This window comes from Nocardia sp. NPDC088792, assembly GCF_044750615.1.
Taxonomy (GTDB): Bacteria; Actinomycetota; Actinomycetes; order Mycobacteriales; family Mycobacteriaceae; genus Nocardia.
This window is the reverse complement of sequence record NZ_JBIVKC010000004.1, coordinates 896,026-917,980: the sequence shown is the minus strand read 5'-3', so window position 1 is coordinate 917,980 and position 21,955 is coordinate 896,026. Positions and strand designations below refer to the sequence as shown.

Below are 21,955 nucleotides of genomic sequence, written 5' to 3'. Positions count from 1 at the left end.
CCGGACCGGTCACGCGGTGCGGCTGGGCTTCCCGTTCTCCAGGTGACCGGTGAAGCGGCGACGCCAGCCGGCCGCGCTCGCCGACGCCAGCGTGAGGTCGTACCAGCCGTCGGAGGCGGTAGCGGTGATGTCCTTCGCCGCACCGGGTGCGAGGGTGAAGGTGTCACCGCCCTCGACCTCGAAGTTCGCCTGTGCGGTACCCGAATTGCGCACGGTCACGGTGAGAATCGGTGTGTCCGCGGAACCGCCGACCTGAGCCGACACCCCGAGCGCGGCGTCACCGCGAGCACCCGCCGCTTCGAAGAGGAAGCCGTTGGGCGCGTGCACGGCGATAGCGTAGGCATCGCCGTAACCGATTCCCGCCGTGGCCGATCCGCCGCCCGCGACCAGGTTCTCCCGCACCGTGGCATCGGCCCCGGGATGGTAGGTGTAGGTCTGGAATTGGAACGCCCCGGTGCCCTGGTTGGCCAGCTGGAGTTGCAGGTTCCCGCCGGTCGTGTCGAGCCAGGCGATCGGCTGATAGGGCAGTGGCCGGGCCTTCGCGGTACCCGGATCCTGCGGCGGTGCAACCTGATCCGCGGCGGCGGGCGGCGCGGGTTTGGGCAGGGCGGACTGGGTGCGGTCCGCCTCGGCCCGCAGTGCGGTGGTGTCGGGGAGCAGCGGGATGGTGGTGTCGCTGCTGCGGAAGTCGAAGCAGCCGGTCAGATCGCCGCACACCGCGCGCCGCCACGCCGAGATATTGGGTTCGCGCACGCCGGTCCACTGTTCGAGGAACCGCAGTACCGAAGTGTGGTCGTACACTTCGGAATTCACCCAGCCGCCCCGGCTCCACGGGGATACCACCAGCATCGGCACCCGCGGACCCAGTCCGATCGGCGTGGGCGCGCCCCAGGCCACCTGCGGCGTGGACGAACCGGCCGCCTGGCCCAGTTCGACGGCGCCGCTGGCCGCCAGCTGCGGGAGGGTGGTACCGCCGCCGGGCTGATTGGCGGGCAGCAGTTCGTCCGGCGTGCCCGCGGGTGCGGTCGGCGGGACGATGTGGTCGAAGAGCCCGTCGTTCTCGTCGTAATTGATCAGTACGACGGTCGATTCCCACAGTTTCGGGTTGTCCCACAGGGCCTTCAGTACGCGGTGCACGTAGGCCGCGCCGTCGACGGGCCGGGCGGCGGGGTGCTCGGTGTAGTTCTGCGGCGCGACCACCCAGGAGACCTGCGGCAGCGTGTTCGACGAGCAGGCCGAAACGAACTGCTGCAGCACGTAATCGATATTCTTGCCATCCACCCCGTCGTCCGGCTGCCAGCCATTGGTGACATTGGCGCGTTCGGCCAGCCGCCGCACCTTCGGATCGGGGGAGGCGAGGGCATCGTGATAGGCCTGGAACAGCCACAGCGGATTGTCGCCGTAATCACCGAGATACCCGTCCTGGCCGGATCGATCATTGGCGAAGATCTGCCATGAGACGCCGGCGCTCTCCAGCCGTTCCGGATAGGTGGTCCAGCGATAGACCGGCTTGTAGTCCGCCGGGTTGGCGGTGGCGGGCCCGCCGAGGGTGCCGCCGGGATCGATGGTGCCGGTCCAGTGGTAGAGCCGGTTCGGTGTGGTCGGACCCTGGATCGAGCAGAAGTAGTTGTCGCAGAGCGTGAATGCCTGGGCGAGCGCGCGATGGAACGGAATGTCGTTCTCGGTGAAGTAGCCCATGGTCATCTCGGATTTCGAGGCGATCCACGAGTGATAGGCGCCGCCCGCCCATGCCTGATGGGTGGTGTTCCAGTCGTGCGGCAGGTCCCCGGTGTCCTGGCCGTCCACTCGCGCGGTGTCAATATGCCACGGGTAGAGGTATCCCGACCCGAGCGCATCCGGCTGCTGAAAGACATTGCCCGGCCCCATTCCGGCCGAACCGCTCGCGCTGCCGGTTCCGAGCCCGCTGGTGCCCATGCCCGGCGCCCGCCCGTTGGCGGCCGCCGCCGCGCTCTCGGCAACCGCCTGGCTTACCGGATCGATCCCGCCGGGCAACAGCCGCAGGGCGGTTCGATCCCCGAATCCGCGCACCCCCGCCATGGTCCCGAAGTAGTGATCGAAGGACCGATTCTCCTGCATCAGGATCACCACATGCTCGACATCCTCGAGCCTGCCGCGCCGCGGCGACGCCCCGGCCCGCCCGATGAACGGGGCCACACCGGCGGCTCCCGCCGCGCCCAGCAACCCGCCGAGCACGGTCCGCCTGCTGGTCCTGCCGAACTTGAACGCCATAGCTCCCGATCACCCATCCATCCGTGGTCTGGTCACACAGCGAGCACCGTACTGAATCACGGCCTGCGTAAGTCGATTCGGCCCCAACCGCAAAGACGGACCGCGGCTCATGCATACCCGGCAAGCGAATCCCCCGCAACCGGAGCACGCGAAGTTCACCGGAACAACAGAAAGCCGCCCCGGCCTGCTCGGCCGGAGGCGGCTTTCCCGTTGCTGGTTCGGACGGTTCGGATCAGCCGGGGAACTGAGCGCCGATGGCGCCGCCCACACCCGCCCCGATGGCGCCGCCCACCACACCACCGGTCACGCCGCCGACACCCACTCCGACGATGATCGCGGCCGGGCAGATGGGCGCCGTGACCGCGCAGACGATGGCGCCACCGGCGACCCCGCCGACCACGGCGCCGGCGACGGTCCCGACGGCGGTGCCGATCTGCTCACCGACCAGCGCCTGAGTCTGCCCGGCAGCAACAGGAGTGACGGGCTGCGGCGCCGGACCGGGGGTGGCGGCCGACGCGATACCGGTTCCGGCGCCGGCCAAGGCGGCGGCAATGATGGTGGTAGCGGCGATCTTTCGAATCATGGTACTTCTCCTGGATTCACTGGCGCGCACAGCAGCGCGCCCTGATCGATCATCGGCCGGGGCACTTCGGGCGTCAATCACCAGGGCTGCGCATCGAGCCGATCAGGGCTGTGCGGTGAGCTTCTCGTGCAGGGCTTTCAGGGTGCGCACGGTGGCTTCGACATCGGCCTCGGGGAGATCGCGGAAGCCGGTGATCTCGGAGTCCTCGATGAGAGTTTTGGCGCGGCTGAGTAGTTCGCGGCCGGCGGGGGTGAGGGTGAGGGTGTGCTGGCGGCGGGAACTCTCGGAGACGGCCACGGCTATCCAGCCGCTGCGGCGGGCTATGTCGATCTGGCGGCTGACGGCGCTCTTGGCTATGCCGAGGCGGTCGGCGAGTTGTTGCTGGGAGGGGACTTCGGGGCTGGCTTCGAGGAAGCGCAGCAGGTTGAACTGGGCCAGGCCGAGGCCCAGTTCGCGGCGGAACATGGCATCGCCCTGGCGGTCGATCAGGGCGACCACGCGGTGGATGTAGTAGCCGAACTCGCTGTAGTGGTCGCTCGCACCTCGCATCGTCATACCGTACCGGTAGCCGGAAGAATGTTCATACGGGAACTGTTCACAGGAGAACAGTTCTGAGCTACGCTCGTTCTCGAACCGCTTCGCGGACAATCCGATTCATCCAGGAGGACGCCATGAGCGATCCGGCCACCATTCGCACCGCCCACAATGAGGACGTCCGGCTCGCCTACGAAGTGTTCGGGCCAGACTCGGGGCGGCCGCTGCTGCTGATCATGGGCCTCGGCATGCAGATGCTGGTGTGGCACGACGACTTCTGCAATGCCTTGGTGGAGCAGGGATTTCAGGTCGTCCGGATGGACAACCGGGATGCCGGGCTGTCCTCGCACCTCGATCACCTGGGCGCGCCCGCACTGTTCGACATGATCGTGCGGCCCCGCTGGGCGGCTCGATACTCGCTCGGCGATATGGCCGGCGACGCGTTCGCGGTCATGAACGATATGGGCTGGGACACGGCCAATGTCGTCGGCGGCTCACTGGGCGGCATGATCGCGCAGACCATGGCCGTCGAGAATCCGCGCCGCGTGCGCTCGCTGGTGTCGATCATGTCCTCGCCGTCGGCGCGCATCGGCCGCGCGACCCTCCGCACCAATATGAGAATGGCGGGCCTGATGCAGCAGCCCCTGCACTCGGCCGCGGAGGCCGGGCGGCAACTGATCGAGGTCTACCGGCTCATCGGCACGCCCGAAGCCAGCTACCCGCTCGACATTCCGTGGCTCACCGAAACCGGCGCGCGCAGTTACGAACGCGCCTACGACCCCGACGGCAAGCTCCGGCAGCAGGCCGCCATGCTCGCCGCCCCCGACCGCAGCACTGCGCTGCGGAAGGTGCGAATCCCCACCGTGGTGTTGCACGGGGACGCCGATCCGATGATCCGCGTCGAGGGCGGCATCGCCACCGCCGCGGCGATTCCGGGCGCACGCCTGGTCACCATGCCGGGCGTCGGTCACGGCGCGTTCCCGCGGGCGGTGTGGCCCGCCATGATCGACAATATCGCCGCGATCGCACGCTGACCGGCGCGGCAGCCGTTCCGCTCGAGCAGTGGCCCTTCAGAATCCTGGTCAGTTCGTTCATTGCGCTGCGAGTGAACGGGGGAGTAGCCCACACTGATCTTCTGGCAAACGCCGTGTGTGGGCGGCCTTTTCACTCGGGAGCGAGCCATGACCGAAACCCGGCCCCAATCCGATGACGAACGGCGCCTGGCCGAACTCGGCTACAAACAGGAGCTGGCCCGCTCGTGGTCGGGCTTCTCGAACTTCGCCATCAGCTTCACCATCGTCTCCATCCTGACCGGCGGATTGGCCAGTTACGGAATCGGATTGGCGAACGGCGGGCCCATCACCATGGCCTGGGGCTGGCCGCTGGTATCGATCATGGTGCTGTTCGTCGGACTGGCCATGGCCGAATTGGCCTCGGCCTACCCGACTTCCGGCGGACTGTACTGGTGGGCAGCGGAATTGGGCGGGCCGGTCTGGGGCTGGTTCACCGGCTGGTTCAACCTGGTCGGGCAGATCGCGGTCACGGCGGCAATCGATTACGGTGCGGCGATCTTCACCACCGTGGTGCTGAACGTCCTCGACATCCACATCGGGACGGACCGCAATGCCATCTTCGAGGTGTTCGCGGGCATCCTGGTGCTGCACGCGCTGCTGAACATCATCGGGCCACACCTGTCGGCGGTGATCAACAACGTGTCCGCCTGGTGGCATGTGGTGGGTGTGGCGATCTTCGTGCTGGTGCTCGGCATCGGCGCGCACCACCATCAGAGCGTCCAGTTCGTGTTCACCAAGACCGTCGACAACAGCGCCATCGGCTTCGGCGGCATCGCGGTCAGCTTCCTGCTCGGACTCCTGCACGCGCAGTACACCTTCACCGGCTACGACGCCTCGGCGCACATGTCGGAGGAGACGCGGGATGCCGCCCGGATGGCGGCCAAGGGGATCATCAACACCATCGTGGTATCGGCCGTCGCCGGGTATCTGCTGATCATGGCGGTGACCTTCGCGATCCCCAACCTGGACGACGCGCTGGATCCGAACAAGAACAGCGGCTATCCGGTGATCTACATCCTGCAGAACTCGCTGAACTCGTTCTGGTCCGGACTGCTGCTCGTCATTGCCGCGGTCGCCCAATTGTTCTGCGGCTACGCCTCGGTCACGGCCGCCTCCCGCATGCTCTTCGCCTTCGCGCGCGACGGCGCGGTGCCCGGCTCGCGGCTGTGGTCGAAACTGTCGGCGCGCCGGGTGCCGGTGAACGCGGTCCTGTTCATCTCGGTATTCGCGTTCATCCTGCTGATCCCGTCCATGCTGGTGCCCGCCGCCGACGCCCCGACCGCGTATGCCGCGGCCACCTCGGTCGCCACCATCGGCCTGTACATCGCCTACGGCATTCCGATCCTGCTGCGGCAGCTGTATGGCAGCCGATTCCACACCGGCCCTTGGCAACTCGGCCGCTGGTATCGGCCGATCGGGGTCATCTCGCTGATCTGGATCGTGTTCATCAGCCTGCTGTTCATCCTGCCCACCGACGACCACGGCTATCCATGGGTGGACGGATTCACCTGGAACGCAGTCAATTACGCGCCGATAGCCCTGGTCGTGGTGGTGGGCGGGATCACCGTGTGGTGGCTGGTCTCCGCCCACCGCTGGTTCACCGGCCCCAAACGCTTCGTGGGCGAGGAGCCGGTGGAAACCGGCTCATCGTGAGAGTTCGCCGAGCAGCTTCCAGGTCCGGATCTGATCGGCTGGGCCCGCCAGATCCGTCGCGCTGAGCACGACCTCGGTGGCGCCGGCATCGTAGTAGCGCCGGATCGCGGCCGCTACGGTCTCCTCGTCGCCGATGACGGCCAGATCCGCTGCGCGCGTGGCCCCTTCGAGTTCGAGGACCCGGCGATAGGAGGGTATCTGCTCGTAGAACGCCAGCTGCTCGACCGCCTTGGCCCGCGTGGCCTCGACATCGGCGGTCACCACGGCCGGCACGAAGGCCACGATGCGCTGCGGTGTGGTGGCCGCGGCGGTGAGCGCCGGGACGATGTGCTCACTCAGCGTCTTCGGCCCCGCCAGATACGGCAGGATGCCGTCGGCGAGCTCACCGGATACCCGCAGCGCCTGCGGACCCATCGCGGCCACCAGTACCGGGACTCGCGGCTGTGCGCCGGGCACCGCCGTGGGCATCGAGGGTGTGACGGTGAGCAGGTCGCCGTGGAAATCGGCGGTGCCCGTGTCCAGCAATTCCCGCAGGCCGGTGAGGAATTCGCGCAGGCGGGCGATCGGCTTGTCGAACGGCAGCCCGAAAGCTCGTGCGGCCAGGGTCGAGCCGAGGGCGAGACCGAGATGGTAGCGACCGTGCGTCGCGGCCTGCGCGGTCTGTGCGAGCGACGACACCAGCTGCGGATGGCGTCCCACGACGGGGATCGCCGAGGTGCCGACTTCCAGGCCCGGCACCTCCCGCCCGACTATCGCGGCCAGTAGTGGTGAGTCGTAGTCCGATCGTTGTCCGAACCACACCGATTTCACGCCGTGGTCCGCGACCGCGCGCGACTGCTCCACGGTGTCGTCGACGTAGTTGACCGCATTCGTCTGGGCGAGCGCCACTCCGAGTGTCATATCGGAGAACAACATCGCCTACGGACCGCGTGTTCCCCAAGAATCAAGGGGATCTTTATCGAATATGCCGAACGGGCGGTCGATTCCGGCGGGATCGTGCAGCACGGCTACCGTACATGGAGGAATCCATGGCACCGCACGCAGCAGCTTCTCTCGCGTCGCCCGCTCCCCGACGCTGACAGGCATGAGCATCGACAGAAATCCCACCACCGGCGTCCTCATCGATCTGCTGGGCCCGACCATCGAGTTCATGACCGATCCGGACGATGCGGGCAATGACTTCTGCGTCATGCGGGGCGTGGTGCCGCCCGCCGGATTCGTTCCGCTGCACAGTCATTCGGATACCGAAGGCTTCATGGTCGTGGCCGGTGAGGTCGAGGTCCTGCGCTATCCGGCGGGCGACTCCGACGAGATACCGGAGTGGCTGCACGCCGAGACCGGCGACTACGTGCACATGGGCGGCGCGGCGGCACACGCCTGGCGCAATACCGCCGACACACCCGCGGAAGTCCTCATTGTGGCGACGAACAAACTGGGGCGGTTCATGCGCGAGGCGGGCAGGCCCATGAGGGAGGCGGACCTGCCGCCCACCGCACAGGACTTCGCCCGCTTCGCCGAAACCGCCGCCCGCTACGGCTACTGGATCGCCGCCCCGGCGCAGAACGTGGCCGCCGGGGTCATGCCGGTCGCGTGACGCTCAGTCCAGGGGCGTGACGTACGCCCCCGCGATACCGCCGTCCACCAGGAACTGCGAGGCCGTGATGAAGGAGGCGTCGTCGCTGGCGAGAAACGCTACGGCAGCGGCGATCTCCTCCGGCTCCGCGAAGCGCCCGGTGGGAATGTGCACCAGGCGGCGGGCCGCACGCTCCGGATCCTTGGCGAACAGTTCCTGCAGCAGGGGAGTGTTCACCGGGCCCGGGCACAGCGCGTTCACGCGAATGCCCTGCCGCGCGAACTGCACACCGAGCTCGCGGCTCATGGCCAGCACCCCGCCCTTGGACGCCGTGTACGAGATCTGCGAGGTCGCCGCGCCCATCACCGCCACGAACGAGGCGGTATTGATCACCGAACCCTTACCGCGCACCAGCATGTGCTCGATGGCGTATTTGCTGCACAGGTACACCGAGGTCAGGTTCACCTCCTGCACGCGCCGCCACGCCTCGAGACCGGTGGTGAGGATCGAATCATCCTCCGGCGGTGAGATTCCCGCATTGTTGAAGGCGATATCCAGCCCGCCGTAGGTGTCGACCGCCGTCTGGAACATCGCCCGCACCTGGGCCTCGTCGGTGACATCGACCTTCACGTACAGGCCGCCGACCTCGGCGGCCGCCGCCTCACCCGAGGTGGCGTCGATATCGGCGACGACGACCTTCGCCCCCTCCTGGGCGAAGCGCCGGACGGTGGCGAGGCCGATGCCACTGCCACCACCGGTGACCACCGCGACTCGATCCTGTAAGCGCTGCAACGTATCTCCTTTACTCCGATGACGGGGGAACTACTCGGTGGCGATGAAGACGTTCTTGAGCTCGGTGAACGCGCGGGCCGCATCGGGCCCGAGCTCACGGCCCAGGCCGGACTGTTTGTAGCCGCCGAACGGCGTCCAATACCGCACGGAGGAATGGGAATTCACCGACAGGTTGCCCGCCTCGACCCCGCGCGCCACCCGCAGCGCCCGGCCCACATCGGAGGTCCAGATGGAGCCGGACAGGCCGTATTCGGTGGCATTGGCGATGCGCAGCGCATCGGCCTCGTCGTCGAACGGCAGCACCGCCACCACCGGGCCGAACACCTCCTCGGTCAGCACCCGGTCCTCGGGGCCGGAAGGCAGCACAACCGTTGGCGGGAACCAGAATCCGGGACCCTCCCGGCGGGTGCCGGTGAACGCCACCTTGGTCGACGGCTCCAGGAATCCGGCCACCCGCTCGCGGTGCGCCGCGGAGATGAGCGGCCCCATCTCGGTGGACTCGTCGGCCGGATCGCCCACCTTCACACCCTGCACCGCGGGTTCGAGCAGCTCCAGGAACCGGTCGAAGACACTGCGCTGCACCAGAATCCGGGACCGCGCACAACAGTCCTGCCCCGCATTGTCGAACACGCCATAAGGTGCGGTGGCGGCGGCCTTCTCGAGATCCGCGTCGGCGAACACGATATTGGCGCTCTTGCCGCCCAATTCGAGGGTGACCCGCTTGACCTGCTCGGCACACCCCGCCATGATCTGGCGCCCCACCTCGGTGGAACCGGTGAACACCACCTTGCGCACCGCCGGATGGGTGACGAAACGCGCGCCCACCACCGACCCGCGACCGGGAATCACCTGGAAAACGTGTTCCGGCAGACCGGCATCCAGTGCCAGCTCACCCAGCCGGATCGCGGTCAGCGGGGTGAGTTCCGCCGGTTTCAGCACCACCGTGTTCCCGGCGGCCAGCGCCGGGCCGAAACCCCAGGCCGCGATCGGCATGGGGAAGTTCCACGGCACGATGATGCCCACCACGCCCAGCGGCTCGTGGAAGGTGATGTCGATGCCACCGGCGACCGGAATCTGATTGCCCAGCAACCGTTCCGGCAGTCCCGCGCTGTAGTGCAGCACATCGCGGACATTGCCCGCCTCCCAGCGGGCATTGCTCACGGTATGACCGGCATTGCGCACCTCGAGCTCGGCCAGATGCTCCAGATCGGCGTCGACGGCCTCGGCGAAGCGGCGCAGCAGCCGGGCGCGATCACCGGGGGCGAGCGCCCGCCAGGCCGGTAGTGCGCGCTGCGCCCGGGCGATGGCGGCGTCGGTGGCGGCCTCGTCGGCCCCCTCGATGGTGGCGACCACCTTTTCCGTTGCGGGGTTGACGACCTCAGTCGGTGTCACCGGTTGCGCTCCCTTCCGTACTCCACGGCTTGTTCGACCAGGGCCCGCATGAGCCGGTCGTCGATCGCGTTCTCCTCCGGATGCCATTGCACGCCCACCAGGAACGGGCCGGTGCGGGTCTCCACGGCCTCGATGGTGCCGTCCGCGGCGTGCGCGGTCGCGGTGAGTTCCGGCGCGAGGGCGTCGATCGCCTGATGGTGATGGCAGTGCGCCTTCACCTCCGGCCCGGCGATGGCGGCCACCCGGCTGTCCGGCAACGTCCGCACCGTGGTCACCCCGAACGTGCCCGGGGTGACGGCGTGGCCGGTGTGCCCCACCACATCCGGAAGATGTTGCAGCAGTGTGCCACCCAGCGCGACATTCACCAGTTGCAGTCCGCGGCAGACCGCCAGCACCGGCAGGTCCACGGATCGGGCGAGTTCGAAGAGGGTGAACTCGAATTCGTCCCGGTCCGCCCGGGTGCGGGTGGCGGCGTGCGGTTCGGCGCCGTAACGCGCCGGTTCCAGATCGGCGCCACCGGTCAGCACCAGACCGTCCAAGCGGTCGATCACCTCGGCGGACGCGGCTCCGGTGGGCGGGAGCAGCACCGGGATACCGCCGGCGCGGACCGTCATATCGACATAGCTGCGCGGCAGCACCGCACTGTCCACATCCCACACCCCGAACCGGGTGCGCTCGGAATAGGTGGGCAGGCCGATCACCGGCCGCCGTTGCCCCTCAGAGTCGTTCGAACCCACGGACCCGCTCCCAGTCGGTCACCGCGGCGTCGTAGGCATCGAGTTCGACCTGCGCCGCGTTCCGGTAGTGCCGCACGACCCCCTCACCGAAGGCCGTCTTCGCCACCTTACTGTCGCCGAGCAACTGCGCGGCCTCGCGCAAGGTGCGCGGCACCCGCGGGCGCTGCGAGCGGTAGGCATTGCCGTGGAACTCCGGTTCCAGCGGCAGCCGCTGTTCGATGCCGTGCAGGCCGGCCGCGATGGTCGCGGCGACGGCGAGATACGGGTTCACATCCCCGCCCGGCACCCGATTCTCCAGCCGCAGCGCCGGTCCGTGCCCGACCACCCGTAGCGCACAGGTCCGATTGTCGCGCCCCCACGCCACCGCGGTGGGCGCGAAACTGCCTGCCTGGAAACGCTTGTAGGAGTTGATATTCGGGGCGAGGAAGTAGGTGAGCTCACGCAGGCAGTCCAGCTGCCCGGCAATGAAATGCCGGAAGATCGCCGCGGTACCGCCCGCATCATTACCGGCGAAAACCGGCCGGCCCTCGTCATCGCGCAGGCTGATATGGATATGGCACGAATTGCCTTCGCGCTCATTGTATTTCGCCATGAAGGTGATGCTGCGCCCGTCCTGGGCGGCGATCTCCTTCGCGCCGGTCTTGTAGATGCTGTGATTGTCGCAGGTGATCAGCGCCTCGTCGTAGCGGAACGCGATCTCGTGCTGGCCCGGATTGCATTCGCCCTTCGCGGACTCGACATACAGTCCCGCGCCGTACATTTCATTGCGGATGCGGCGCAACAGCGGCTCGATGCGGGCCGTGCCCAGCATCGAGTAATCGACGTTGTACTGATTGGCGGGGCGCAGGTCGCGGTAGCCGCCACGGAAGGCGTCCTCGTAACTGTCGTCGAAGACCAGGAACTCCAGCTCGGTGCCGACATAGGCGTGCAGCCCGTGCGCGGCCAGCCGGTCCAGCTGGGCGCGCAGCACCTGCCGTGGCGAGGCCGCCACCGGCGTTCCCTCCGGATCGACCTGTTCCACATCGCACAGCACCAGCGCGGTCCCGGGCCACCACGGCACCAGCCGCAGCGTGGTGAGATCCGGGCGCAGCACGAAATCCCCGTATCCGGTCTCCCACGAGGACATCTCGTAGCCCTCGACCGTGGTCATCTCGACGTCCACGGCCAGCAGGTAATTGCACGCCTCGGTGGCGTGATTCAGCACCTCTTCCACGAAGTACCGGGCCGAGCACCGTTTCCCCTGTAACCGCCCCTGCATATCGGTCATGGCGACCAGCACCGTATCGAGCTCCCCCGCCTCGACCTGCCGAACCAGCTCGGACACACTCAGCATTCCGGCACGCATCAAGAAAGACCCCTATCTCGACATCGACGTCCCCACGCTAAGCGAACCCGGCGTCCGGTGTGCCCGAATCCGCAAGGAGGGCGGCCGTGTCGAGCGCGTCCGCTCGTCAGACGGCGGCGGTGCGGCGGGCGCTGTAGTTCTCGCGGGCGAAACGGCCGGGAGGCTTGCCCTTCCAGGAACGAAAGGCCACTGCGAAGGCGGAGACGCTGGAGTAGCCGAGGCGTTCGGCGACGGTGTCCACCGTGCAGCCCTTGGCGAGCAGCTCCTCGGCGAGCATGCCGGTCGTTTCGGTGCTGAGTTCGCGGAAGTTGGTGCCTTCCTCGGCGAGTCGGCGGCGCAGGGTGCGGACGCTCATATTGAGGGTGGCGGCAATATCGGCCTGGTCGGTGAGGCCGCCGCGGCGGACCAGTTGCTCGCGGACCCGGCCGCTGAGGCCGACCCGTTCGCGGCGGCGCTGGATGATGTCGGCGCACATCTGCTCGTGCTGCTGCCGCAGCAGCGGATGCGCTTGCGGGACCGGGCGTTCCAGGTCGGCCGCCTCGAATACCAGTAGCGTGCCGGGTCTTTCGAAGGCGATATCGCTGATGCCGAGCAGGGTGCCGACCGCCTCGTACACCGGATGGCGTTCCAGATCGGTCTCCAGCCGTTGCACCGGGACATCCCAGCGCAGCAGTTCGCGCTGCACCGTACGGAGCATGGCGAGATCGCGTTCGAGCGCGAAGCGGCGCACATCCGGCGGCACCTCGCTCACATCCAGATGCAGGAAGACCCGGGATCCGGCATCCTCGAGGCGGTAATGCGCGTAGGCCAGCGAGATGCGGGCGTAGCGGGACCAGATCTCCGCCATCTGATGCACTGTCGAGCAGGTGCTCAAGGCGATACCCAGACTGCCCAGCATGGGCAGATGCACCGTGAAACCGGTCAGCAGACCGAGACCGGGCTCATTGGCGGTGTGAGCGAGGATATTGCGGATGATGCGGAATTCGCATTCGACGGCGATCTCGACATCCGGATCGGCCAGCCGCGATTCGGTGATCCCGGTACCGGACAGCGCGGCCGCCCTGGACATATCGCGGCTCTCCGCGAAGTCGGTCAGCAGCGCCGCGCTGATCGTCGAACGAACGCCCCACGCGTTGTCGGACACTCTAGGAATTCTCGCAAACCCGCAGTCAACGCGAGGGTGAACGGGCCAAAGCCGCTGCGGTGACCGCCCGGCCGACCCTGTGGTGAGCTAGGTCACAGTTCGGTCCCGGTTCACCCCAATCGGCGCAAACCCTTTTCGGGTTCTTTGCCTTGTCTTTACGATTACCGGCGGTCTCTCACCAGCTCGACCAGCATTCGATGCCAGCACATGTTGACCGATGAACCGGGCTGCACAGCCGGTCCGGCGAAGGAGAAATATGTCCACCGACACCGAACGGCCGCCACGGACGTCATCCAGGTTCCCCGACCTGATACGGCACGACCTCCCCGCCTCCCTGGTGGTGTTCCTGGTTTCTTTACCTTTGTCCATCGGCATCGCGGTCGCCGCGGGCGCACCCGTCGCCGCCGGCCTGATCGCCGCCGTCGTGGGCGGCACCGTCGCCGGACTCTGCGGCGGCTCCACACTCCAGGTCAGCGGCCCGACGGCCAGCCTGACCGTGGTGGTCGCCGAAGCCATCAACCAATTCGGCTGGGCCACCGCCTGTTTCATCACCATGCTGGCCGGTGGCCTGCAGATCCTGTTCGGGCTCAGCCGCATCGCGCGTGGCGCACTGGCCATCGCGCCGGTCGTGGTGCACGCCATGCTCGCCGGGATCGGCGTGGTCATCGCCCTGCAACAGGTGCACGTGCTCATGGGCGGCGATTCGCTCAGCTCGTCCTGGGATTCGATCACCGGACTGCCACATCAGCTCGCCTCGGTTCACCTGGGCGACCTGTTCATCGGCCTGCTGGTCATCGCCATCCTGGTCGGCTGGCGCCGCATGCCCGCCGCCGTTCGCCGGATACCCGCGCCACTGGTGGCCGTGGTGGTCGCGACCGGGCTGACCTATGTGCTGCCGGTCCGGGTCGAGCACATCACGCTCAACGGCACACTGCTCGACGAACTCCGGTTCCCGCAGCTGCCGCACGGCGGCTGGGCCACGGTGGCGCTGATGGCCGTCACCATCGCGCTCATCGCCAGCGTGGAGACTCTACTATCGGCTGTCGCGGTCGACCGGATGCGGCGCGAGAATGCCACGCGCCGAACGGATCTGGACCGGGAGCTGATCGGGCAGGGCGCGGCCAATATGGTCTCCGGCCTGATCGGCGGGCTCCCGGTGGCGGCGGTCATCGTCCGCAGCATCACCAATGTGAAGGCCGGGGCGCGCACCAGGGCCTCGACCATGCTGCATGCGTTGTGGATCCTGCTGTTCTCGGTAGCGCTGGTCGAGGTCGTCCGTCAGATCCCCAAGGCGGCGCTCGCCGGACTGCTCATTGTTGTAGGCATACAACTCATCAAGCTCGCCCATATCCGCCGGGCCCGGCGCAGCGGCGACCTGTTCGTCTACGCCGCAACGGTATTCGTGGTGGTGTTCTGGAATCTGCTGCTGGGCATGCTCGTCGGGCTCGCCCTCGCCTTCGCGCTGCTGCTGTGGCGGGTGGTGCGGGTCAGCGTCACCGCCGAACCCGTCGCCGGGCGCGGCTGGCTGGTGAGCGTGGACGGCAGTTTCACCTTCCTGGCCCTGCCCAAGCTCACCGCCGAACTCGCGAAGGTGCCGACCGGCGCGGACGTGACCCTCGAACTCACCGTCGACTTCCTCGACCACGCCGCCTACGACGCCATCCAGGAATGGGCGCAACGGCACCGGGAAGACGGCGGCACGGTCGAATTCGTGGAAATGGGCGCGGCCCGCATGGCCGACGCCGCCGACGGACGGCCGGTGCGCGGACCCTCGCGGCACATGCTCAACGAGGCGCTGAGCCCGTGGCGGCGCACCGCCCACACCGACCCCGTGGTGGCGGGCGTCGCGGCCTATCATCGCGGGCACAAACACGTCATGCGACCGCATCTGGATGTGCTGCGGCACGGTCAGGAACCGGATTCGCTCTTCGTCACCTGCGCGGATTCCCGGATCGTGCCGAACGTCATCACCAGCAGCGGGCCGGGCGACCTGTTCACCGTCCGCAATATCGGCAATCTGATTCCCGCCGGGCGCAAGGACTCCTCCATCGAGGCCGCGCTCATCTACGCGCTCGACAAACTGGATGTGCGCTCGGTGGTGGTCTGCGGCCACTCCGGGTGCGGTGCAATGGAAGCCCTGCACTCCGAACTGGTGACGGGCTCGGACCTGGATCATTGGCTGGCGTATGCGCGGCCGAGTCTGGATCGCTTCCGGCGCGGGCATCCGGTGGCCCGGGCCGCGGCGGCCGCCGGGTTCGGGACCGTCGATCAGCTGGGCCTGGTGAATGTGGCGGTCCAGCTGGAGACGCTGTCGGCGCATCCGGTGGTCCGGCGCGGGGTGGAGGAGCGCGGAGTCGTGCTCTCGGGCTTGTTCTTCGATATCGCGACCGCCCGGGTGGTCGAGGTCACCGTGGACGGCATTGCGGAGATCGATGACATCGGCGTGCCGGCCGACTACGGACAACCGATCGCGGCTTTACCTGCCTGAGCGGGCAGACCTGGGGAGCGTGGACCGACAAGGTTCACGCTCCTTTTACGTAAGGGGAACGGTTTTCTCAGGCTTTGCTAAGTCTTTACTTTTAGCCTGTCATTACTCAAGTCCGGTGAGTGTGTGGCCAATGCTGTCCACAACGTACTTCGATGCCCCCTGAACATGATCTCCTCCGGTGCCCGCAGCGCTCGGAGAAGGAGCGATATGTCCGTCGACACCGATTCACCGCCAGGTCGCCAGCTCGGCAAGTTCGAGAACCTGCGTTACGACCTACCCGCCTCCATTGTCGTATTCCTCGTCGCACTGCCGTTGTCACTCGGCATTGCGGTGGCCTCCGGCGCGCCCATCGCCGCCGGCCTCATCGCCGCCGTCGTCGGCGGTGTGGTCGTGGGCCTGCTCGGCGGGTCCCCCATGCAGGTCAGCGGCCCGGCCGCCGGCCTCACCGTGGTGGTCGCCGAGACCATCAATCAATTCGGCTGGAAGACAGCCTGTTTCATCACCGTGCTCGCCGGTGGCCTGCAGATCATCTTCGGTCTCAGCCGCATCGCCCGCGCCGCGCTGGCCATCGCACCCGTCGTGGTGCACGCCATGCTCGCCGGCATCGGCATCACCATCGCGCTGCAGCAGATCCACGTACTGCTCGGCGGTTCCTCACACAGCACCGCGTGGAAGAACCTCACGGAACTGCCCAGCGAGATCCTGCACCTGCACGGCGACGACTTCTTGGTCGGCCTGGTGGTCATCGCCATCATGCTGAGCTGGAAGTACGTGCCCGGCAAGCTCAGGATGCTGCCCGGCCCGCTGGTCGCCATCGTCGTCGCCACCGTGCTGGCCATGGTCATTCCCGGCGATCCGGAACGAATCAAGCTGAGCGGCTCCATCTTCGACGCCATCGGCCTGCCCTCGATTCCCAGCGGAGGCTGGGGCGCGGTCATGCTGGCCGCCCTGACCATCGCGCTCATCGCGAGCGTCGAGAGCCTGCTCTCCGCGGTCGCCGTCGACAAGATGCAGACCGGTCCGCGCACGAACTTCGACCGTGAACTGGTCGCGCAGGGCGTCGCCAACGCCACCTCCGGCCTGATCGGCGGCTTGCCGGTCACCGGCGTCATCGTGCGCAGCGCCACCAATGTCGAAGCCGGAGCGAAGACCCGCGCCTCGGCGTTCCTGCACGGCATCTGGATCCTGGTCTTCTCGGTCGCGCTGGCCGGACTCGTCCAGCAGATCCCGAAGTCGGCCCTGGCCGGCCTGCTCATCGTCATCGGCATCCAGCTGGTGAAGCTCGCGCACATCCGCCTCGCCCGCCGCACCGGCGACCTGCTGGTCTACGGCGTGACCGTGCTCGGCGTGGTGTTCCTGAACCTGCTGGAAGGCGTGCTCATCGGCCTGCTGCTGGCCTTCGCGCTGCTGCTGTGGCGCGTGGTCCGCGTCGCGGTCTCGGCCACTCCGGTAGCGGGCACCGACCGCTGGCTGGTGAGCGTCGAAGGCACCGCCACCTTCCTGGCGCTGCCCAAGCTGTCCTCGGAACTGGCGAAGGTGCCCACCGGCGCCGACGTACTGGTCGAGATGAGCGTGGACTTCCTCGACCACGCCGCCTACGAATCCATCCAGGACTGGGCCAAGCAGCACGAGAGCACCGGCGGCACCGTCGAATTCGTCGAACTCGGCACCGCCGAGATGGCACACGCCGGGTCCGCCCCGCCCAAGCGCGGCCGGGCCGGCGCCCTGCTCGACGATGTGCTGAGCCCGTGGCGCGGCGACGGCAACAACAACCCGGTCACCTCCGGCGTCGCCGAATACCACCGCCGCAATGCCCACGTGGTGCGCCCGCACCTCGACGAACTGCGCGACAGCCAGAACCCGCACTCCATGTTCATCACCTGCGCGGACTCACGCATCGTGCCGAACGTCATCACCAACAGTGGTCCCGGTGACCTGTTCACCATCCGCAATGTCGGAAACCTGGTGCCCGCCAACGGCCGCGACACCTCGATGGAAGCCTCCCTGGTCTTCGCCATCGACGCCCTCGAGGTCGACCACGTCGTCGTCTGCGGCCACTCCTCCTGCGGCGCAATGAAAGCCCTGCTCGCCGGCGGCAGCGCCGGACCCAGCCTGGGCAACTGGCTCGCCAACGCCCGGCCCAGCCTGGAAGCCTTCCAGGAGGGCCACCCGGTCGCCCGGGCGGCCGCGGAAGCCGGATTCGGCGCCGCCGACCAGTTGAGCATGGTCAACGTCGCAATCCAGCTGGACACCCTGCGCTTCCACCCCGTGGTGCGTCAGGCCATCCTCGACCGCGGCCTCACCGTCAGCGGCCTCTTCTTCGACATCGGCTCCGCCCGAGTCCTGGAAGTGACCCCCGACGGCATCTCCGAGATCTCGGAGGCCCGGCGCTCCGCCCTCGCGGAGGCACTGCACTAGCACAGCAGAAAAGCGCACGACGGCCGGTAACCACCGGCCGCCGTGCGCTTTTCGCATTCCACCACGACGCCGACCACCTGAGCGATTCAGCTCTTGATGAAATCGAGCAGGTCCTCATTGAATTGCGCTGCGTGCGTGGCGTATATGGCGTGTCCGGCGGTTGGGTACTGCTTGTAGACGCTGTGCGGGATCAGTTCTGCGGTGCGGCGGCTGGACGCGTCGATCGGAACGGATTGATCGGCGTTACCGTGAACGATGAGGGTCGGCAGCTCGATGGCGGCGACATCGGCGCGATGGTCGGTGTCGAACAGTTCCCGGCGCAGTGCGACGGTGGCGTAGGGGGAAGCCGTCTGGCAGCGGCGAATCTCATTGTCGATCATCGCCTGGCTGACATTATTGTCCAGATGGGTGGCGAAGTAGCCCTGTGCGCGATCGGCGAACCAGCGGGGCCGGTCGGTCCGGAGCTGGGCGATATCGGCCTCATTGATCGCCTCGGGCAAGCCTTCGGGGTTGTCGTCGGTGAGCCGCAGGTACGGTAGCGTCGCGGCCAGGAACGCGACTCGCGCGACCCGCTCGTCACCGTGCCGGGCCAGGTACCGTGCGGCCTCTCCACTGCCTGCCGAATGCGCGACCAGCGTGACATCGCGAAGATCGAGCCGCTCGATAAGCGCAGCGAGATCGCCGGTGCGAGTATCGATGTCGTAACCCGAGGAAGGCCGATCGGAACGGCCGTGCCCGCGGCGGTCGGGCATGACACAACGGAAGCCGCGCTCGAGGAAGAACGGGACCTGATATTCCCACATATCGGCATTGAGCACCCAGCTCGCGACGAAAACGATCGGCGCACCCGAACCATAATCCTCATACGCCAGAAGTGTTCCGTCGGTAGGTGTTTCGAAGAATGGCATGTGAAATCCCCAGAAATAGGCGGCGGTTCGCGTCCGACTCTAATGAGCACCCCGCCCCGAAACGATTACGTCGGAGGTAAATCAACCTGGCAGGCGAGTGACCCTCGAATCCGCGGTGCGGTCGATCACAAAGCCGGTTGCGGCAGGTATGCCGGGATGGGTACGGTCACGCGGCCACATCGCAACCAGTCCGTAGGGGGCACGCATGCCAGGGGCCGCCAATTCGTTCGGCGATCTGCTGCGGGCATGGCGGCGGGCCCAGGGCGTCAGCCAACTCGAACTCGCCAGCGGCACCGGCGTATCCACACGCCACCTCAGCTTCCTGGAGAACGGTCGCGCCACGCCCAGCCGGGTAATGACATTGCGCCTGGCGGCGGAGCTGAAAGTACCTGCTCGGGAACGCAATACGCTGCTGATCTCCGCCGGACACGCCCCGGACTATGTCGAAAGTGTCTGGGAAGCCCCGGAAATGGCGGCGGTCCGGCAAGTCGTCGATCGAATCCTGAATAGTCACATGCCATTTCCGGCATTGGTCACCGACCCGATGCGGAATATCATCCGGGCCAATCCCGCTGTCGCTGTCTTCACCGAAGGGCTGGCCCCGCATCTGCTCGGCGACAACGGCACCGGCGGCAACGTAGCGCGAATGGTGCTCCACCCCGAAGGGCTCTCGACCCACCTGGTGAACCTGGCCCCGATCCGCGCCGCCATGCTCGAATACCTGCGCGCGCAACTGTCCGCCCGGCCCGATCCCCGGATTGCGGCGCTACTGCTCGAATGCGAGTCGTACCCTGCCCCGCCCGTCAACACGGCACCCGACGCGCTCGGCAGTGTATTGCTGTCCGGACAGCTCCGCCGTGGCGACCGCACCCTGAGCTTCTACAGCACCCTGCTGACCTTCGGCACCGCCACCAATCCGGCTTTCACCGATCTCACCCTGGACCTGGTCTTCCCCGCCGATGCGGACACCGCCGACTTCATGCGCGACTTCGCCACCCGGTTCGAGACCGCGCCCATGTTCCCGGCCACGTGAATCCGTCTTTCGTACGCGGCGCCTGACTAGTTGTTGGCGCGTTGAATGGAGCGACGGACCAGGGTGCGGATGCCGGGGAGTTGGATGGCGCGGAGCATCAGTTCGCCGGCCCACACCTGGGTGCGTGACGATGGGGCGAATCGGCTGATTCCTTTGCGGGCCAGCGCTTGTCGTTTGTGTACTTCGGGGCGCAACGACGTCTCCCAGGCTTCGAGGGCGGCGGGAATGTCGTCGCCGTGTGCCGCCAACGCGGTGCCGAGCCGGTCGGCGCCGTCGAGGGCGAGGGCGGCACCGTAACCGGCGAATACCGTTACGCACCAGGCTGCGTCGCCGAGTAGGACGACTCGGCCATGACTCCAGCGGTCCATCACGATTTGGCCGACCGAGTCGAAGTAGGCGGTGGCGGGGTCGGCCTCGAGTTGGTGGAGGGCGTCGGCGACACCGCCTCCGAGATCCCCGAACGCCCGGGTGAGGGCGGGTGCGGCGCCCAGAGCGAGTTCGGCGCCAGGATCGGGGCAGCGGTAGGTGAAGAACGCCGAGGACCGGTCCGGTCCCAGGTTCATCACCGCGGCCGTGCGTCCGGGGCCGATTAAGGTGGCGCCGAGGCCTTCGGATATGTGCTCGGGAACCGTTGCCAGCGGAAATGCGCCGACCATGTGGCCCAGGTCTGCGAAATACTCTGGCTCGGCGCCGAATACGAGCTCGCGGACTCGGGAGTGCACGCCGTCGGCGCCGACGAGGAGTCCGCTGCGCAGCTGCGTGTCGTCACCGAGGGTGACCACGACTTCGCCGGGGGTCTGGGCGATGGTCCGCACGGTGGTGCCGAAACGGATATCGGCGAAGTCGGCCACGGCGTCGTACAGTGCCGACTCCAAGTCGCCGCGGAACACGCTCAATGCCCGGTTCCCGACAGCAGCCTCGGTGACAGCGGCTGGAATCCTGAACTTCTCCCGGCCGTCCGCGTGGACGAGCACCGAGGTGAAGAACCCGATATCACGCGGAGCCAACGCCGGTACCAGCCCCAGCCGCTCGGCGGCCGCGTACCCGGGCCCGTGCAGGTTCACCAGGTAACCGCTACTGCGACGACTCGGCGCGCGTTCGACCACGACGACACCCCAGCCTTGCCGATGCAGCCGCAACGCGGCAGCCAAACCGGCGATACCGGCACCGACGACCACCGCCCGCCTGCCCGATGTCTCCGCCTGCCGGTGCGCAGTGCCCTCGAAAGCTTCCATTGCGACTCCTGGATCGACGTGCGGTCGGCGAAAGCCATCCACGAACCATCGCCATATCGTCAACTAATAGTTGACTCTGAGTCGATCGTCAACTAGTAGTTGACCCATGGTTCGGCAACTGCCACTGGGCGATGGAATGACGTCAGAGGTACCGATCGTCACCGGTTCATTGCTCGCGTTGCACGCAATCCGCCTGGGCGGGTTCGTGGATACGCGGGCGGTGGCCGACAGATACCGAATGCCTCTCGGCCTCGCCGAGTCGCACGTGCGCGACTTCCGGGAGTGCGGTTGGATCAGCCGCTTCCGTTTCGGAACAGACGCAGGGTGGTCACTCACCGCGAGCGGGCGTGGGGAGAACGAGCGGCTGCTCGCCGAGGAGCTCGCCGAATGCGGGGCAAAAGCATTGGTGGAAGACATCTATCGCATGTTTCTCCCGCTCAACGCACGTTTGGTGCAGGCATGCACCGCCTGGCAACTGACCATCCTTCCCGACGGCAGCATGCACGACAACGACCACGCAGACGCACAACGCGACTCCCGGATCCTCGCCGAACTGGCAAGCCTCGCAGACGAATTGGTTCCCCTGACGATTCAACTCACCGAACGACTCGCCCGGTTCTCCGATTACGACACCCGGTTCGCCGCGGCCCTCTGCCTGGCCGCCGACAACCCCGAGATGGTTACCGGCACCACACACGATTCCGCCCATCGAGTCTGGTTCGAACTACACGAAGATCTGATCGCCACGCTGGGCATCGACAGGGCACTCGCCTCCGGCTCACCGGAGTCCCTGTAGG

At 67.3% G+C, this 21,955-nt stretch carries 18 protein-coding genes; 7 read left to right on the top strand and 11 right to left on the bottom strand.

Annotated features, from left to right (window positions below; all coding sequences use genetic code 11):
- Nucleotides 1-9: 9 nt before the first annotated feature.
- The 3 genes from ACIP5Y_RS31000 to ACIP5Y_RS30990 form a co-directional block, all read right to left on the bottom strand.
- Nucleotides 10-2,250: a phosphocholine-specific phospholipase C gene (locus tag ACIP5Y_RS31000; protein WP_400355413.1), complete on the bottom strand. Its 2,241-nt coding sequence runs from the start codon at nucleotides 2,248-2,250 to the stop codon at nucleotides 10-12.
- A 232-nt stretch (nucleotides 2,251-2,482) separates the two neighbouring features.
- Complete coding sequence (locus ACIP5Y_RS30995; protein WP_400355412.1) at nucleotides 2,483-2,833, bottom strand: hypothetical protein; 351 nt, start codon at nucleotides 2,831-2,833, stop codon at nucleotides 2,483-2,485.
- 102 nt (nucleotides 2,834-2,935) lie between these two features.
- Nucleotides 2,936-3,382: a MarR family winged helix-turn-helix transcriptional regulator gene (locus ACIP5Y_RS30990; protein ID WP_400355410.1), complete on the bottom strand. Its 447-nt coding sequence runs from the start codon at nucleotides 3,380-3,382 to the stop codon at nucleotides 2,936-2,938.
- 122 nt (nucleotides 3,383-3,504) lie between these two features.
- Here ACIP5Y_RS30990 and ACIP5Y_RS30985 point away from each other — a divergent pair, with 122 nt between their 5' ends.
- Together ACIP5Y_RS30985 and ACIP5Y_RS30980 are read left to right on the top strand one after the other, a co-directional pair.
- Nucleotides 3,505-4,401, top strand: a complete 897-nt coding sequence (locus ACIP5Y_RS30985) for an alpha/beta fold hydrolase (protein ID WP_400355408.1) — start codon at nucleotides 3,505-3,507, stop codon at nucleotides 4,399-4,401.
- 147 nt (nucleotides 4,402-4,548) lie between these two features.
- Complete coding sequence (locus tag ACIP5Y_RS30980) at nucleotides 4,549-6,093, top strand: amino acid permease (RefSeq protein ID WP_400355406.1); 1,545 nt, start codon at nucleotides 4,549-4,551, stop codon at nucleotides 6,091-6,093.
- Here the strand turns inward: ACIP5Y_RS30980 and ACIP5Y_RS30975 are convergent.
- Nucleotides 6,085-6,993 (bottom strand): TIGR03564 family F420-dependent LLM class oxidoreductase, encoded by a 909-nt coding sequence (locus ACIP5Y_RS30975; RefSeq protein WP_400355404.1) that lies wholly within the window; start codon nucleotides 6,991-6,993, stop codon nucleotides 6,085-6,087. The genes ACIP5Y_RS30980 and ACIP5Y_RS30975 overlap by 9 nt on opposite strands.
- 184 nt (nucleotides 6,994-7,177) lie before the next feature.
- Between ACIP5Y_RS30975 and ACIP5Y_RS30970 the strand changes: the two genes are divergently transcribed.
- Nucleotides 7,178-7,687, top strand: a complete 510-nt coding sequence (locus tag ACIP5Y_RS30970; RefSeq protein WP_400355402.1) for a cupin domain-containing protein — start codon at nucleotides 7,178-7,180, stop codon at nucleotides 7,685-7,687.
- A 3-nt stretch (nucleotides 7,688-7,690) separates the two neighbouring features.
- Here the strand turns inward: ACIP5Y_RS30970 and ACIP5Y_RS30965 are convergent, their stop codons facing one another.
- From ACIP5Y_RS30965 to ACIP5Y_RS30945, 5 genes are all read right to left on the bottom strand, one after another.
- Entirely contained in the window at nucleotides 7,691-8,458 is a 768-nt protein-coding gene (locus ACIP5Y_RS30965; RefSeq protein WP_400355400.1) for a 3-oxoacyl-ACP reductase, read from the bottom strand.
- 30 nt (nucleotides 8,459-8,488) lie between these two features.
- A complete protein-coding gene (locus tag ACIP5Y_RS30960) occupies nucleotides 8,489-9,850 on the bottom strand; it encodes an aldehyde dehydrogenase family protein (protein WP_400355398.1) in 1,362 nt (453 codons plus the stop codon).
- Nucleotides 9,847-10,587, bottom strand: coding sequence for a gamma-glutamyl-gamma-aminobutyrate hydrolase family protein (locus tag ACIP5Y_RS30955; protein WP_400355396.1), 741 nt, complete (start codon nucleotides 10,585-10,587; stop codon nucleotides 9,847-9,849). Before ACIP5Y_RS30955 ends, ACIP5Y_RS30960 begins: the two co-directional genes overlap by 4 nt.
- Complete coding sequence (locus ACIP5Y_RS30950; protein WP_400355395.1) at nucleotides 10,568-11,920, bottom strand: glutamine synthetase family protein; 1,353 nt, start codon at nucleotides 11,918-11,920, stop codon at nucleotides 10,568-10,570. Before ACIP5Y_RS30950 ends, ACIP5Y_RS30955 begins: the two co-directional genes overlap by 20 nt.
- Nucleotides 11,921-12,038: 118 nt before the next feature.
- The gene (locus ACIP5Y_RS30945) at nucleotides 12,039-13,076 is read right to left on the bottom strand and encodes an AraC family transcriptional regulator ligand-binding domain-containing protein (protein ID WP_400355393.1); all 1,038 of its coding nucleotides are present in this window, start codon (nucleotides 13,074-13,076) and stop codon (nucleotides 12,039-12,041) included.
- Nucleotides 13,077-13,332: 256 nt separating this feature from the next.
- Between ACIP5Y_RS30945 and ACIP5Y_RS30940 the strand changes: the two genes are divergently transcribed.
- Both ACIP5Y_RS30940 and ACIP5Y_RS30935 read left to right on the top strand, forming a co-directional pair.
- Nucleotides 13,333-15,564, top strand: a complete 2,232-nt coding sequence (locus tag ACIP5Y_RS30940; RefSeq protein ID WP_400355391.1) for a solute carrier family 23 protein — start codon at nucleotides 13,333-13,335, stop codon at nucleotides 15,562-15,564.
- Nucleotides 15,565-15,771: 207 nt separating this feature from the next.
- Complete coding sequence (locus tag ACIP5Y_RS30935; protein WP_400355389.1) at nucleotides 15,772-17,982, top strand: SulP family inorganic anion transporter; 2,211 nt, start codon at nucleotides 15,772-15,774, stop codon at nucleotides 17,980-17,982.
- Nucleotides 17,983-18,068: 86 nt separating this feature from the next.
- Here ACIP5Y_RS30935 and ACIP5Y_RS30930 read toward each other — a convergent pair whose 3' ends face one another.
- The gene (locus ACIP5Y_RS30930) at nucleotides 18,069-18,890 is read right to left on the bottom strand and encodes an alpha/beta fold hydrolase (protein WP_400355388.1); all 822 of its coding nucleotides are present in this window, start codon (nucleotides 18,888-18,890) and stop codon (nucleotides 18,069-18,071) included.
- A 205-nt stretch (nucleotides 18,891-19,095) separates the two neighbouring features.
- On the opposite strand from ACIP5Y_RS30930, the gene ACIP5Y_RS30925 reads away from it, so the two are divergent.
- The gene (locus ACIP5Y_RS30925) at nucleotides 19,096-19,923 is read left to right on the top strand and encodes a helix-turn-helix domain-containing protein (protein ID WP_400355386.1); all 828 of its coding nucleotides are present in this window, start codon (nucleotides 19,096-19,098) and stop codon (nucleotides 19,921-19,923) included.
- A gap of 26 nt (nucleotides 19,924-19,949) precedes the next feature.
- Here the strand turns inward: ACIP5Y_RS30925 and ACIP5Y_RS30920 are convergent, their stop codons facing one another.
- Nucleotides 19,950-21,158, bottom strand: a complete 1,209-nt coding sequence (locus tag ACIP5Y_RS30920) for an FAD-dependent oxidoreductase (protein ID WP_400355385.1) — start codon at nucleotides 21,156-21,158, stop codon at nucleotides 19,950-19,952.
- Between the two features lie 136 nt (nucleotides 21,159-21,294).
- Between ACIP5Y_RS30920 and ACIP5Y_RS30915 the strand changes: the two genes are divergently transcribed.
- Entirely contained in the window at nucleotides 21,295-21,954 is a 660-nt protein-coding gene (locus ACIP5Y_RS30915) for a hypothetical protein (RefSeq protein ID WP_400355383.1), read from the top strand.
- The last annotated feature ends 1 nt before the right edge of the window (nucleotide 21,955 follow it).